The following is a 14,830-nucleotide window of genomic DNA, read 5'->3' on the forward strand; positions in this document are numbered from 1 at the left end:
TGGGCGCCTGGCAGCCGGTTCGGCCTGCGTTGATGGCGGATGTCATGCAGATGGGGGCTGCCCAGACGATTTCAAGGGCTTTTCCGGTTCGATCTTGAAATGCGCCCGCGCAGTGGCGATTGGCGACTGCCGATCACCCTGCCAGGCGGTGATGGCGACATTAGTCACCCGCCGCCCCTGACGCCACAGCTGGCACTGGGCATACGTGTCGCGAAAATGACCGGCGCGCAGGTAGTCGATGGAGAAGTCGATGACCTTCGGAATGCTCGCACTCTCGCTGAAGATCAGCAGGTACAGCGCTGCAGAAAGCTCCATGAAGCCTGCGATCACCCCGCCGTGGATCGCGGGCAGTAAAGGGTTACCAATGTTGTCCGCACTGGCGGGCAGTCGAAACAACAGGTCCTCGCCCTCGCGCTCGCATTCGATGCCGATCAAGCCGGCATAGGGAATCAACGCCAGCAGGGGCCGGTAGTCACCGACCGCATGGGCCGCATTGAGCTGTTGACGGATTTCGAGCGGGATCATGCGTCACCTTCCTTGAGCCGGTTGCCAAAGCCGAGGCCGCCCTTGACTTGCGGCCCCAGGCGCATGAACGTGCCTACCACCTGGCAGATCGGCCGGTCGGGGTCGTCCTGGTAGGCACTGCCGCGTGTGAAGATCACATCCCGGGTAACCCGATAACACTGGGCGTGGCCAAAGATGTCCTTGCCGGCTTCGGCCGCGTGCATGTAGTCGATGCGCAGGTCCAGGGTCGGGCACACCTCGAATCGTGGCAGTGCACACAGGGTGGCCATGCCGCAGGTGGTGTCCAGCAACGTGGTCAACGCCCCGCCGTGCACCGCGCCGGTTTGCGGGTTGCCGACGATCGCAGGTGACCACGGCAGGATCAACGTCATGCCGTCGGCGTCGGCATGTGCCACACGCATGTGCAACAACTGACAATGCTTCAAGGCCGACAGAAAACGTTCAGCCATGGCTATCAAGCTTGAATCGCTCATCGCAAGTTCCAGGGCCGCTGATGCACGGCATAAAAACGTTAAAAAGTCTATATAGAACGGGGGGTTATATATCTGTAATCTTCGCGGAACTTCTTCCGCGTAGTTGCACTCGAAGGAACAAGTCACTTATTCCACCAAGGAGATACACCCCCATGCGTAAACCTTTTGCTTTTGCTCTCATGCTGGCTGCTACCATGGGCCTGGCCGCTTGCGATAAAGCGAGCGAAGATAAAGCCCAGGACGCACAGCAACACGCTGAGCAAGCCCAGGAAAAGATGGGCGAGGCTCAGGATAAGATGAACGAAGCCGCCAAGGAAAACGCCGAAGCCGCCAAAGATCAGGCCGAAGCGCAGCAGAAGGCAGCTGAAGAAGCCGCTCCGTCGACGGAAGCAGCACCTGCTACTCCGGCCGAACCTGCCAAGCAGTAATCGGCGCGTACAAAAAAACCCGACAATGTCGGGTTTTTTTGTACCTGCAGTTTAAAGATTAAACGTTTCAGGCGCCGGAAACGGAACTTTCTTTAGCGGCGTCAATCGGCGCACTTTCCGTGGGCGTGTACACCATCACATCCAGCACATCGGAATGGAATTCGCGGCGGTACAGAATCAGCACTACGCCGACACTCATGCCCATAAATAACCACGGGCTGATAAACCAGCTCAACATGGCCATGCCAAAGTAATAAGCACGCAACCCGAAGTTGAACTGGTTGGCCGCCAGCGACAGCACCCTCGCCGCCCGTGAGGCAAATGCCTTGCGCTCCAGTTCATTGACCAGGCGCTCACCAATCATCGGCGCCGAGCCGACCAGCACGGCTGCAAAGTTGTACTGGCGCATGCACCAGCTGAAGGTGAAAAAGGCATAGACGAACACGGTCGCCAGGCACAGCAGTTTGATTTCCGACATGCCCTGGGACGCCTGCTGCACCAAGGGCAGGTCAGCCAACAGCGACAGCGCCCGGTCCGAAGCGCCGAGCACAGTCAGAATGCCAGCAAGAATGATCAGCGTGCTGGAGGCAAAAAACGAGGCATTGCGCTCCAGGTTACCGATCACGCTGGCGTCAGCGATGCGGTTGTCGCGCAGCAACATGCGGCGCATCCAGTCTTCACGGTACAAGTGCAGCACGCTGGCCAGGCAGGCGGTGTCGCGGCCTTTCCAGATGGCATAGCGGGTATAGCCGCCCCAGCAGGCGACAAACCAGGCGATTGCCAGCAGGTTGTTGAGATTGCTTTGAATGAAGTTCATGCAGGTTTCCCGAAAGCCAGGTGCACAAGAGTAGAGACCGCATTTCGACGCCCGCAAGCCCGGAAAGACACACCGCTGTCACAAATTGTTTTTGCCTGCCCGGCCCATCGCCGGTGCACACAAACAAAAACCCCGCGCCCTTTCGGACGCGGGGTTTTCAGGTGAGAACCGCTGGCAGGCACCCTACGGCTTGTGGCCGGTGCCGCCCTCAGGCTTCAACCTATCAAGCCAGCGCTTCGCGCGGCTTGCCCAGCATGCGGTCGCAGACCACGGCAGCGGCCAGAGTCACCACCGACGGCACCAGCCAGGCCAGGCCTTGATCGCTCAGCGGCAGGTGTGCAGCGGCGTCCGGCAGGACATGCGCCAGGCTGCTGCCTTTGATCGCGTCGACAATACCGAACACCAGCGACACCAGCATGACCGGCGCAAGAATGCGCGTTGGCGAGTTCCACAGGTCCTTCACGAAGCTCAGGCCCACCACCACGATGCACGGCGGGTAGATCGCCGTAAGCACCGGGATCGAGAACATGATCAGCTTGGTCAGGCCCAAGTTGGAAATCAGCAGCGAGAAGCCCGCCAGGATCACCACCAGTGCGCGGTACGACAGCGGCAGAATCTGGCTGAAGTACTCGGCGCACGCGCAGGTCAGGCCAACCGCGGTCACCAGGCACGCCAGGGCGATCAGCACGGCCAGGAAGCCGCTGCCCAGCGAACCGAAGGTGTGCTGCACGTAGGCATGCAGTACGGCTGCACCGTTGGTAGCATCAGCCGCGATTTCGTGGCTGCCAGCACCCAGGCGGAACAGGCTGATGTACACCAGTGCCAGGCCCACACCCGCGATCAGGCCGGCGATGATGGCATAGCGGGTGATCAGCTTCGGCGATTCGACACCGCGCGAGCGGATGGCATTGACGATGACGATACCGAACACCAGCGCGCCCAGGGTATCCATGGTCAGGTAACCATCGGAGAAGCCCTTGGAAAACGCCGCGGCGGCATAGGCCGGTTGCGCTTCACCAATGGTACCGGCAGGCAGCGCGAACGCGGCGATGCCCAGCACGGCCAAGGCGATGATCTTCAGCGGTGCAAGGAAACGCCCCACGGTATCGAGCAGTTTGCCCGGATACATGGACACCGCCAGCACCACGATGAAATACACCAGGCTGTAGATGAACAACGCCAACGGGCTTTCACCGGTCAACGGCGCCACACCGACCTCGAACGACACGGTCGCGGTACGCGGCGTCGCGAACAGCGGGCCAACCGACAGGTAGCACACGGCGGCCAGCAGGCCACCGAAGAACTTGCCGATCGGGCTGCTCAGGGCATCCATGCCGCCACCGACCTTGGCCAGCGCGACCACGGTGATGACGGGTAGGCCCACAGCGGTCACCAGGAAGCCAAGGGCCGCCATCCACACGTGCGGGCCAGACTGCAGACCGACGATAGGCGGGAAGATGATATTGCCGGCGCCCACGAAAAGCGCAAACGTCATAAAGCCAAGCGCCAGGATATCCTGGCCTTTTAGAACTTTCATTTAAGGTAGTACCACACTGCTGAAATCGGGATTCGAGAGGGGATTTCCCTATGGATGAGGGAAATGCTGCCCGGCTTGGTGAGCCAGACCCGTTTAGCGTGTCGTTCCCTTTTGGGGGACGGGCACAGAGTGAACGCGTAGATTAACCGTTTTAACCGTTAAACGCACTGGCACAGTGCTGCTTGTCCGATGTGCGTATGTGTTTGTCGTCTGTGCGACCGGGGACGGGGTAATTATCGCTGCGGGGCGGAAAGTGTCTGTATGAAAATCCCTATCAAACCCATCGAACATTCTTTGTTGCCTGTGTCGGCCTCTTCGCGGGGCAAGCCCGCTCCCACAGAGCCAAGGTAGCATCGGCCTTGTGGGAGCGGGCTTGCCCCGCGAAGAGGCCGACACAGGCAAACATACCCCCAACAACGACAAAGGCCACCCGAAGGTGGCCTCTGTGCGCGTGGGGGGTGAAGCGTATTACTTCTTGGCTTCCCAGCCAGTCAGCTCGGCCAGGGCCTTGCCGATGTCGGCCAGCGAACGCACGGTTTTAACACCTGCGTCCTGCAGCGCAGCGAACTTCTCGTCCGCAGTGCCTTTGCCGCCAGAGATGATGGCGCCAGCGTGGCCCATGCGCTTGCCCGCAGGTGCGGTAACACCCGCGATGTAGGAAACGACAGGCTTGGTGACGTGGGCCTTGATGTAGGCCGCGGCTTCTTCTTCAGCCGAACCGCCGATCTCACCGATCATGACGATCGCTTCAGTCTTCGGGTCTTCCTGGAACAGCTTCAGGATGTCGATGAAGTTGGAGCCTGGGATCGGGTCACCGCCGATGCCGACGCAGGTCGACTGGCCGAAACCGGCGTCGGTGGTCTGCTTAACGGCTTCATAGGTCAGGGTGCCGGAACGCGAAACGATACCGACCTTGCCTGGCAAGTGAATGTGACCTGGCATGATGCCGATCTTGCACTCGCCTGGGGTGATGACGCCTGGGCAGTTAGGGCCGATCAGGGTAACGCCCAGCTCGTCGCACTTGACCTTGGCATCCAGCATGTCCAGGGTAGGAATGCCTTCGGTGATGCAGACGATCAGCTTGATGCCGCCGAAGGCCGCTTCCAGGATCGAGTCTTTGCAGAACGGAGCCGGAACGTAGATGACCGAAGCATCAGCGCCAGTCGCTTCCACAGCTTCCTTGACGGTGTTGAACACCGGCAGGCCCAGGTGGGTGGTGCCACCCTTGCCTGGGGTAACGCCGCCGACCATCTTGGTGCCGTAGGCGATGGCTTGTTCGGAGTGGAAAGTACCCTGCGAGCCGGTGAAGCCCTGGCAGATGACTTTGGTGTCTTTATTGATCAGGACGCTCATTACTTGCCCTCCGCAGCTTTGACAACTTGTTGAGCAGCGTCGGTCAGGCTGGTTGCCGCAATGATGTTCAAACCGCTTTCTGCCAGTACTTTAGCGCCCAGTTCGGCGTTGTTGCCTTCGAGGCGAACGACGACCGGAACTTTAACGCCGACTTCTTTCACTGCACCGATGATGCCTTCGGCAATCATGTCGCAGCGAACGATGCCGCCGAAGATGTTGACCAGAACGGCCGCGACATTGCTGTCGGACAGAATGATCTTGAAGGCTTCGGTAACGCGCTCTTTGGTAGCACCACCACCTACGTCGAGGAAGTTGGCTGGCTTGCCGCCGTGCAGGTTGACGATGTCCATGGTACCCATGGCCAGGCCGGCACCGTTGACCATGCAGCCGATGTTGCCTTCCAGGGCCACGTAGTTCAGCTCGAAGCTGGCAGCGTGAGCTTCACGAGGATCGTCCTGCGACGGGTCGTGGAAGGTTTTCAGCTTAGGCTGACGGTACATGGCGTTTGCGTCGATGTTGATCTTCGCATCCAGGCAGTGCAGGTCGCCGTCGGCCTTGATGACCAGCGGGTTGACTTCCAGCAGGGCCAGGTCGTGTTCTTTGAACAGCTTGGCCAGGCCTACGAAAATCTTGGCGAACTGTGCAACTTGCTTGCCTTCCAGACCCAGCTGGAATGCCAGTTCACGACCCTGGAACGGCTGAGCGCCGACCAGCGGATCGATAGTAGCCTTGATGATCTTCTCAGGAGTTTCGTGAGCGACTTTCTCGATGTCCACGCCACCTTCGGTGGAGGCCATGAACACGATGCGGCGGCTCGAGCGATCGACTACAGCGCCCAGGTACAGCTCTTTGGCGATGTCAGTGCAGGATTCGACCAGGATCTTGGTCACTGGCTGACCGTTGGCGTCGGTCTGGTAGGTTACCAGGCGCTTGCCCAACCATTGCGCAGCGAACGCCTTGGCGTCTTCCTTGCTGCGAACCAGCTTGACGCCGCCCGCTTTACCGCGACCACCTGCGTGAACCTGGGCTTTAACAACCCACTCGGAACCGCCGATCTTGTCGCAAGCTTCTGCTGCAGCTTCAGGGGTATCGACAGCGAAACCCTTGGAAACTGGCAGGCCGTATTCAGCGAACAGCTGCTTACCCTGATACTCGTGAAGATTCATGCTTTTTACCGTCTTCGTTAGGTACTGCGCTTCGGCGCTGCGCCATTGCTGGCGCCGCACCACCTGTGACCGTTAACCCCGGGTTATCCCGTGTAGTCCGATCCGGCGGACTTTCCGCGGTGAGTCATGCACGCAAGACTCACGACGGGCAGCCCGCCGTGGTTTCTTATAATTAACGCTTCTTACGGTTGGCCACGTGAATGGCGCCGCCATTCACTGCCAGCGCTGCTTCATGCAACGCTTCGGACAGGGTTGGATGGCTGAAGACCATCATGCCCAGATCCTCGGCACTGGTGCCGAATTCCATTGCGATTGCGCCCTGCTGTACCAGTTCGGCAGCCGATGGGCCAATCACGTGCACACCCAGTACGCGGTCGGTCTTGGCGTCAGCGATAACCTTGACGAAACCACCGGTGTCGTTGGCTGCCATCGCACGGCCGCTGGCCGCGAACGGGAAGGTGCCTACGTTAACCTCAACACCCTCGGCCTTCAAGGATTGTTCGGTCTTGCCGACCCACGCGATTTCCGGGTGGGTGTAGATAACCGATGGGATCAGGTCGTAGTTCATCTGGGCCTTGTGGCCTTTGATGCGCTCGACAACCATGATGCCCTCTTCCGAGGCCTTGTGCGCCAGCATCATGCCACGTACCACGTCACCGATGGCGAACACGCCCGGCACGCTGGTAGCGCAGTGATCGTCGACGAAGATGTAGCCACGTTCGTCGATGGTGACGCCGCTGTCGGAAGCGAGCAGATCAGTGGTCACTGGACGACGGCCGACCGCAACGATCAGCTTGTCGAAGGTGATCTTCTGTTCGCCTTCGGCATTGGTGTAAGTCACTTCGACTTCGTTGCCGTTGACTTTCGAGCCGGTGACGCGAGCGCCCAGCTTGATGTCCAGGCCTTGCTTGGTCAGGGTCTTCTGGGCTTCTTTCGACACGGCGGTGTCGGCAGCCATCAGGAAGGTGTCCAGGGCTTCCAGGACGGTGACTTCAGCGCCCAGGCGCGCCCATACAGAGCCCAGCTCCAGGCCGATCACGCCAGCACCGATCACACCCAGACGCTTAGGAACCGACTGGAATTCCAGGGCGCCGGTGGAGTCGACGATGACGTTCTGGTCGACCGGAGCCGGCGGAATGTCGATCGGACGCGAGCCGGAGGCCAGGATCACGTTGTCGGCTTCGATGATTTCGGTGGTGCCGTCAGCTTTGGTGACTTCGACTTTCTTGCCGGCCAGCAGTTTGCCGTGGCCCTGGATCGAAGTTACGCCGTTAGCCTTGAACAGGGTAGCAACGCCACCGGTCAGGTTCTTGACGATGCCAGCCTTGCGGCCAACCATCGCGGCGACGTCCATCTTCACTTCGCCAGTGGAGATACCGTGGACGTTGAAGCTCTCTTTGGCTTCCTTGTATTTCCAGGAGCTGTCCAGCAGCGCCTTGGACGGGATGCAACCTACGTTCAGGCAGGTGCCGCCCAGGGCCAGTTTGCCCTCGGCGTCGGTGTATTTCTCGATACAGGCAGTCTTCAGACCAAGTTGGGCAGCCTTGATGGCAGCCACATAGCCGCCAGGACCTGCACCAATCACCACTACGTCGAATTTCTGGGTCATAAAAGATTCCTTATCAGCTACAAGCTACAAGCCGCGAACCGCGCGGCCCCGCCTCTTTCGAAGCCAGGGGCCGAACGGTACGCAGCCAGAGGGTTAGATGTCCAGCAGCAGGCGAGACGGATCTTCCAGCAGGTTCTTGATGGTGACCAGGAAGGTTACCGCTTCCTTGCCGTCGATCAGGCGGTGATCGTACGACAGCGCCAGGTACATCATCGGGCGGATGACCACTTGACCATTGATGGCCATCGGGCGCTGGATGATGTTGTGCATGCCGAGAATGGCAGCCTGCGGCGGGTTGACGATCGGGGTCGACATCATCGAACCGAAGGTACCACCGTTGGTGATGGTGAAGGTGCCGCCGGTCATTTCTTCGATCGACAGTTTGCCATCACGGGCCTTCTTGCCGAAGGTGGCGATGCCGTTCTCGATTTCAGCCAGGCTCATCGACTCGGCGTTACGCAGCACCGGTACTACCAGGCCACGGTCGCTGGAGACGGCAACGCCGACGTCGGCGAAACCGTGGTAGACGATGTCGTTGCCGTCGATCGAGGCGTTCACAGCCGGGAAGCGCTTCAGGGCTTCGGTGGCAGCCTTGACGAAGAACGACATGAAGCCCAGGCGTACGCCGTTGTGGGTCTTCTCGAACAGGTCCTTGTACTTCGAACGCAGGGCCATGACTTCGGTCATGTCGACTTCGTTGAAGGTGGTCAGCATCGCCATGTTGGACTGGGCTTCAACCAGACGCTCGGCGATCTTGGCACGCAGACGGGTCATCGGCACGCGCTTCTCGGTACGATCGCCAGCGGCGGTCACAACCGGGGCAGCAGCGGCAGCGGCAGGCTTGGCAGCCGGCGCAGCAGCAGGTGCAGACTTCTTGTTGGCGACTGCAGCGACAACGTCTTCCTTGGTGACGCGACCGCCTTTGCCGGTGCCGGCAACGGTAGCCAGGTCGATGCCGTTCTCTTCAGCCAGCTTGCGTGCGGCAGGCGCGGCAACCGGGTCGTCTTCGCCAGCATCGGCGGCAGCGGCAGCCGGGGCAGCAGCGGCCGGAGCAGCAGCAGGCGCAGCGGCAGCGCCACCTTCAACGATCGAACCCAGCAGCTCGTCGGACAGGACGGTGTCGCCCTCGCCCTTGACGATGTCACCCAGCACGCCATCGGCGGTGGCCAGGACTTCCAGGACGACTTTGTCAGTCTCGATGTCGACGATCAGCTCGTCACGCTTGACGGCGTCGCCCGGCTTCTTGTGCCAGGTGGCAACGGTGCCGTCGGCGACCGATTCCGGGAAGGTTGGGGCTTTGATCTCGATAGCCATTATCAGTGTTTCCTTAAATTCGGTTTCAGGTGCGCGAAGGCGTTAAACAGTGAAGGCGTCTTGCAGCAGTTTTTCCTGCTGTTCGGCGTGCTTCGAAGCGTAACCACAGGCTGGCGCGGCAGAGGCGTCGCGGCCGGCGTATTCCAGGACCAGTGCCTTGTTGTGGCGGCCCAGGATACGGCGCATGTGGTGCTGGCTGCTGTACCAGGCGCCCTGGTTCATCGGCTCTTCCTGACACCAGACTGCATGCTTGAGGTTGGTGTACGGCGCCAGGATTTCGACCAGGTCGTCTTCCGGGAACGGGTACAGCTGCTCGATACGCACGATGGCGATGTCTTCGCGGCCTTCGGCACGGCGTTTTTCCAGCAGGTCGTAGTAGACCTTGCCGCCACACAGCACCAGGCGCTCGACCTTGGCTGGATCCTGGGTGTCGATTTCCGGGATCACGGTCTGGAACGAGCCTTCTGCCAGGTCTTCCAAGGTCGAGACGGCCAACTTGTGGCGCAGCAGCGACTTCGGCGTCAGGACGATCAGCGGCTTGCGCAGCGGACGGATGACCTGGCGACGCAGCAGGTGGTAGATCTGAGCCGGGGTGGTCGGTACGCAGACCTGAATGTTGTGCTCGGCGCACAGCTGCAGGTAACGCTCCAGACGCGCGGAGGAGTGCTCCGGGCCCTGCCCTTCATAGCCGTGCGGCAGCAGCATGGTCAGACCGCACAGACGGCCCCACTTGTGCTCGCCGCTGGTGATGAACTGGTCAATCACCACTTGCGCGCCGTTGGCGAAGTCGCCGAACTGGGCTTCCCAGATCACCAGCGCGTTCGGCGTGGTGGTCGAGTAGCCGTATTCGAACGCCAGTACCGCTTCTTCCGACAGGAAGGAGTCGTACAGGTCGAAGCGCGGCTGGCCTGGGAACAGGTTCTGCAGCGGCACGTAGGTGCTGGCGTCCTTCTGGTTGTGCAACACCGCGTGGCGGTGCGAGAAGGTGCCACGGCCGATGTCCTGGCCGGTCATGCGGATCGGGTGACCTTCGAACTGCAGGGTGGCGTACGCCATGGTCTCTGCATAACCCCAGTTGATCGGCAAGCCACCGGCCTGCATCTTCTGGCGATCTTCGTAGATCTTCGACACCTGACGCTGAACCACGAAACCTTCTGGCAGCTCGAGCAGCTTGGCCGACAGGTCTTGCAGGGTCTTGAGGTCGAAGCGGGTGTCGTGACGCGCGGTCCAGGCATGGCCCAGGTACGGACGCCAGTCGACGAACAGCTCGCGGTTCGGCTCCTTGACCAGGCTCTTGACCACGTGCAGGCCGTTGTCCAGGGCGTTGCGGTACTCGTCGATCTTGGCCTGAGCACGCTCGGCATCGATGCGACCGGCCTGGATCAGCGCTTCGGCATACAGCTCACGGGTGGTGCGCTGCTTGCTGATCTGCTGATACATCAGCGGCTGGGTACCGTTCGGCTCGTCGGCCTCGTTGTGGCCGCGGCGGCGGTAGCAAACCAGGTCGATGACCACGTCACGCTTGAACTGCATGCGGTAATCGATGGCCAGCTGGGTCACGAACAGCACGGCTTCCGGGTCATCACCGTTGACGTGCAGGATCGGCGCCTGAATCATCTTGGCAACGTCGGTGGCGTACTCGGTGGAACGCGAGTCCAGCGGGTTGCTGATGGTGAAACCAACCTGGTTGTTGATCACGATGTGCACGGTACCGCCGGTCTTGAAACCGCGGGTCTGCGACATCTGGAAGGTTTCCATCACCACGCCCTGGCCTGCGAACGCAGCATCGCCGTGGATCGAGATCGGCAGCACCTTGTCGCCAACGGTGTCGTTGCGGCGGTCCTGACGGGCGCGCACCGAACCCTCGACCACTGGCGAAACGATCTCCAGGTGGGACGGGTTGAACGCCATGGCCAGGTGAACTTCGCCACCGGTGGTCATCACGTTGGAGGAGAAGCCCTGGTGATATTTCACGTCACCGGAGCCCAACTCGTTCATCTTCTTGCCTTCGAACTCGTCGAACAGCTCGCGCGGGTTCTTGCCGAAGGTGTTGACCAGCACGTTCAGACGGCCACGGTGGGCCATGCCGATCACGACTTCCTTGGTACCGTAGGAGCCGGAGCGCTGGATCATCTCGTCCAGCATCGGAATCAGGCTTTCGCCGCCTTCCAGGCCGAAACGCTTGGTGCCTGGGTATTTGGTGCCCAGGTACTTCTCAAGGCCCTCACCGGCCGTGACGCGCTCGAGCAGGTGAGCCTGCACGTCAGCGGAAAACTCCGGACGGCCGCGCACGCTTTCAAGGCGCTGCTGGAACCAGCTGCGCTGCTCGGAATCGACGATATGGGTGAACTCGGCGCCAATGGTGCGACAATATGTCTTCTGGAGCGCCTCGGAGATCTCGCGTAGGCTCGCTTCCTCTTTGCCGATGAACAGGTCGCCGGCACGGAAGGTCGTATCAAGATCGGCATTGGTCAAGCCGTAGTGATTGATCGACAGGTCTACGGGCGCAGGGCGCTGCCACAACCCCAACGGGTCGAGCTTGGCAGCCTGATGGCCGCGCATACGATAGGCCTGGATCAGTCGCAGAACTTCAACCTGCTTCTTCTCGTGTTCACTGCTCACGCTCCCGGCGGATACCGGTTGGGCGCGGCGCTGGTTCTTTGCCAGCAGTACGAAATGGTCGCGGATTGTCGAGTGCGATACATCGGTAGCGGTGCTGCCGTCGGCTGGCAACTTCTGGAAGTAAGTGCGCCACTCTTCTGGCACAGCGTTAGGGTCGTGCAGGTAAAGCTCGTAGAGCTCTTCCACATATGCAGCGTTACCACCTGAAAGGTGGGCGCTTTCCCACATGCGCTGCATCACGCTTTCTTGCATGCTTGGTCACCCTCGGTTAGGGGACGATCGGCGAGAGCCACAGCAAACCTGGAAAAGTCCGAACACAGCGACTGAACCACGCCACTTGGATCTTGCTGATTTTCCGGGTACCAGCCCGGAAAGCCCCTGCTGGTCTCATATCTTCATAGGTAATGAGCGCGGGCTTTGTGGGCCCTTGCTCGAGTTTTACCTCAGTGCGGGCTCACCACCCGCACCTCGGCTTACTGCAGGTACAACGCTTTGAATCAGGTACCGCTTTGCAGCAGCATGTTACGTACGTGACCGATTGCCTTGGTTGGGTTCAGACCCTTAGGGCAAACGTTTACGCAGTTCATGATCCCGCGGCAGCGGAAGACGCTGAACGGGTCATCCAGGGACGCCAGGCGCTCCTGGGTCTTGGTGTCACGGCTGTCGGCCAGGAAGCGATAGGCCTGCAGCAAGGCAGCGGGGCCCAGGAACTTGTCTGGGTTCCACCAGAACGACGGGCAAGAGGTCGAGCAGCAAGCGCACAGGATGCACTCGTACAGACCGTCCAGCTTGTCACGCTCTTCTGGCGACTGCAGACGCTCGATGGCCGGAGCCGGGGTGTCGTTCTGCAGGAATGGCTTCACCTTCTCGTACTGCTTGTAGAAGATGCTCATGTCGACGACCAGGTCACGAATGACCGGCAGGCCCGGCAGCGGGCGCAGCACCAGCTTGTTGCCCTTGACCACGCCCGACAGCGGGGTGATGCAGGCCAGGCCGTTCTTGCCGTTCATGTTCATGCCATCGGAACCGCACACGCCTTCACGGCAGGAGCGACGGTACGAGAAACCCTCGTCCTTTTCCTTGATCAGTGCCAGTACGTCCAGGACCATCAGGTCCTTGCCGCCGGTATCGACGTCGAACGACTCCATCTTGGGCGCCGAGTCGGTGTCGGGGTTGTAACGATAAACTTCGACTTTCAACATAGCAGCCACCCTTAGTAAGTCCGGATTTTAGGCTCGAAGGCCGGCACGGTCTTCGGCGCAAAGTTGACGCCGCGCTTGGCAACGCGCTTCTCACCCGGGTAGTACAGGGTGTGGCACAGCCAGTTTTCGTCGTCACGGTCTTCGAAGTCTTCACGGGCGTGAGCACCGCGCGACTCTTTACGGGCTTCGGCCGCAATGGCAGTAGCTTCGGCAACTTCCAGCAGGTTCTGCAGCTCCAGCGCTTCGATACGCGCGGTGTTGAAGGCCTGGGACTTGTCGTTGATCTTCACGTTGGCGATGCGGTCACGCAGGCCAGCCAGCTGCTCGATACCCTTCTGCATGTATTCGCCAGTACGGAATACACCGAAGTAGTTCTGCATGCAGCTTTGCAGCTCGCGCTTCAGGCTTGCCACGTCTTCGCCAGTGGTACGCTCGTTGAGCTTGTTCAGGCGGTTCAGGGCAACATCGACGTCGGTGTCGCTGGCATCGCGGTACTCGACGCCTTCGGTCAGCGCCTTTTCCAGGTGCAGGCCGGCAGCACGGCCGAACACGACCAGGTCGAGCAGCGAGTTACCGCCCAGGCGGTTGGCGCCGTGGACCGATACGCATGCCACTTCACCTACGGCGAACAGGCCCGGAATGATGTGGTCCTTGCCTTCGGCGTCCATGGTGATGGCCTGGCCATGAATGTTGGTGGCAACACCACCCATCATGTAGTGACAGGTCGGCACGACCGGCACCGGCGCGACCACTGGGTCGACGTGGGCGAAGGTCTTGGACAGTTCGCAGATACCTGGCAGGCGGCTGTGCAGCACTTCCTCGCCCAGGTGGTCCAGCTTCAGCAGTACGTGGTCCTTGTTCGGGCCCACGCCGTTGCCGGCGATGATTTCTTTGACCATGGAACGGGCAACAACGTCGCGGCCGGCCAGGTCTTTCGCGTTCGGCGCGTAACGCTCCATGAAGCGCTCGCCGTGGGCGTTGATCAGGTAGCCACCCTCACCGCGGCAACCCTCGGTGACCAGTACACCGGCGCCGGCGATGCCGGTTGGGTGGAACTGCCACATTTCGATGTCCTGCACCGGCACACCGGCACGCAGGGCCATGCCGACACCGTCACCGGTGTTGATCAGGGCGTTGGTGGTCGAGGCGTAGATACGGCCCGCACCCCCAGTAGCCAGAACGGTGGCCTTGGACTTGATGTACAGGGTTTCGCCGGTTTCGATGCAAATGGCGATCACACCAACGAACGCACCGTCCTGGTTCTTCACCAGGTCAACGGCGTAGTACTCGTTGAGGAAGGTGGTGCCGGCTTTCAGGTTGCCCTGGTACAGGGTGTGCAGCAGCGCGTGACCAGTACGGTCGGAAGCGGCGCAGGTACGAGCAGCCTGGCCACCCTTGCCGAAGTCCTTGGACTGGCCACCGAACGGACGCTGGTAGATACGGCCGGTTTCGGTACGCGAGAACGGCAGGCCCATGTGGTCCAGCTCGAAGACCGCAGCCGGGCCTTCCTGACACATGTATTCGATAGCGTCCTGGTCACCGATATAGTCGGAACCTTTGACGGTATCGTACATGTGCCAACGCCAGTCATCGTTCGGGTCGGCCGAAGCGATGGCGCAGGTGATGCCGCCCTGGGCGGATACAGTGTGCGAACGGGTCGGGAAGACCTTGGTCACTACGGCAGTCTTGTGACCACCTTGAGCCAGCTGCAGCGCTGCGCGCATGCCGGCGCCGCCGCCACCAATAATGATGGCGTCGAAGGAAATAGTTGGAATGCTAGCCAT

General features: G+C 60.7%; 12 protein-coding genes. 1 reads left to right on the forward strand and 11 read right to left on the reverse strand.

From position 1 onward, the window contains the following. Positions 1-42: 42 nt before the first annotated feature. Together ACMCNM_RS21550 and ACMCNM_RS21555 are read right to left on the reverse strand one after the other, a co-directional pair. Positions 43-525 (reverse strand): PaaI family thioesterase, encoded by a 483-nt coding sequence (locus tag ACMCNM_RS21550; RefSeq protein ID WP_027592867.1) that lies wholly within the window; start codon positions 523-525, stop codon positions 43-45. Next, on the reverse strand, positions 522-998 hold the full coding sequence (locus ACMCNM_RS21555; RefSeq protein WP_186682531.1) for a PaaI family thioesterase: 477 nt from the start codon (positions 996-998) through the stop codon (positions 522-524). The genes ACMCNM_RS21550 and ACMCNM_RS21555 overlap by 4 nt, the downstream gene beginning before the upstream one ends. Positions 999-1,150: 152 nt before the next feature. Between ACMCNM_RS21555 and ACMCNM_RS21560 the strand changes: the two genes are divergently transcribed. Beyond that, a complete protein-coding gene (locus ACMCNM_RS21560) occupies positions 1,151-1,426 on the forward strand; it encodes a hypothetical protein (protein ID WP_027592869.1) in 276 nt (91 codons plus the stop codon). A gap of 67 nt (positions 1,427-1,493) precedes the next feature. On the opposite strand, the gene ACMCNM_RS21565 is transcribed toward ACMCNM_RS21560, so the two are convergent. The 9 genes from ACMCNM_RS21565 to sdhA all read right to left on the reverse strand — a co-directional run bounded on the left by ACMCNM_RS21565 (position 1,494) and on the right by sdhA (position 14,830). After that, complete coding sequence (locus tag ACMCNM_RS21565; protein ID WP_099428721.1) at positions 1,494-2,243, reverse strand: DUF599 domain-containing protein; 750 nt, start codon at positions 2,241-2,243, stop codon at positions 1,494-1,496. 223 nt (positions 2,244-2,466) lie between these two features. Continuing rightward, on the reverse strand, positions 2,467-3,780 hold the full coding sequence (gene brnQ / locus ACMCNM_RS21570) for a branched-chain amino acid transport system II carrier protein (RefSeq protein WP_027592871.1): 1,314 nt from the start codon (positions 3,778-3,780) through the stop codon (positions 2,467-2,469). A 468-nt stretch (positions 3,781-4,248) separates the two neighbouring features. After that, a complete protein-coding gene (gene sucD, locus ACMCNM_RS21575) occupies positions 4,249-5,133 on the reverse strand; it encodes a succinate--CoA ligase subunit alpha (RefSeq protein WP_003254203.1) in 885 nt (294 codons plus the stop codon). Continuing rightward, positions 5,133-6,299, reverse strand: a complete 1,167-nt coding sequence (gene sucC / locus ACMCNM_RS21580; RefSeq protein WP_008091914.1) for an ADP-forming succinate--CoA ligase subunit beta — start codon at positions 6,297-6,299, stop codon at positions 5,133-5,135. The genes sucD and sucC overlap by 1 nt, the downstream gene beginning before the upstream one ends. A gap of 172 nt (positions 6,300-6,471) precedes the next feature. Beyond that, the gene (gene lpdA, locus ACMCNM_RS21585) at positions 6,472-7,908 is read right to left on the reverse strand and encodes a dihydrolipoyl dehydrogenase (protein WP_027592872.1); all 1,437 of its coding nucleotides are present in this window, start codon (positions 7,906-7,908) and stop codon (positions 6,472-6,474) included. Positions 7,909-8,001: 93 nt separating this feature from the next. Beyond that, complete coding sequence (odhB, locus tag ACMCNM_RS21590; RefSeq protein ID WP_027592873.1) at positions 8,002-9,222, reverse strand: 2-oxoglutarate dehydrogenase complex dihydrolipoyllysine-residue succinyltransferase; 1,221 nt, start codon at positions 9,220-9,222, stop codon at positions 8,002-8,004. A gap of 42 nt (positions 9,223-9,264) precedes the next feature. Then, positions 9,265-12,096 carry a 2-oxoglutarate dehydrogenase E1 component gene (locus ACMCNM_RS21595; RefSeq protein WP_027592874.1) on the reverse strand — a complete coding sequence of 944 codons (2,832 nt, stop codon included), beginning with the start codon at positions 12,094-12,096 and terminating at the stop codon, positions 9,265-9,267. Positions 12,097-12,341: 245 nt separating this feature from the next. After that, positions 12,342-13,046 (reverse strand): succinate dehydrogenase iron-sulfur subunit, encoded by a 705-nt coding sequence (locus ACMCNM_RS21600; protein ID WP_008091906.1) that lies wholly within the window; start codon positions 13,044-13,046, stop codon positions 12,342-12,344. Between the two features lie 11 nt (positions 13,047-13,057). Next, entirely contained in the window at positions 13,058-14,830 is a 1,773-nt protein-coding gene (sdhA, locus tag ACMCNM_RS21605; RefSeq protein WP_027592875.1) for a succinate dehydrogenase flavoprotein subunit, read from the reverse strand.

The sequence above is a fragment of the Pseudomonas sp. NGC7 genome, assembly GCF_047159675.1.
In the GTDB taxonomy this organism is placed as follows: Bacteria; Pseudomonadota; Gammaproteobacteria; order Pseudomonadales; family Pseudomonadaceae; genus Aquipseudomonas; species Aquipseudomonas kermanshahensis.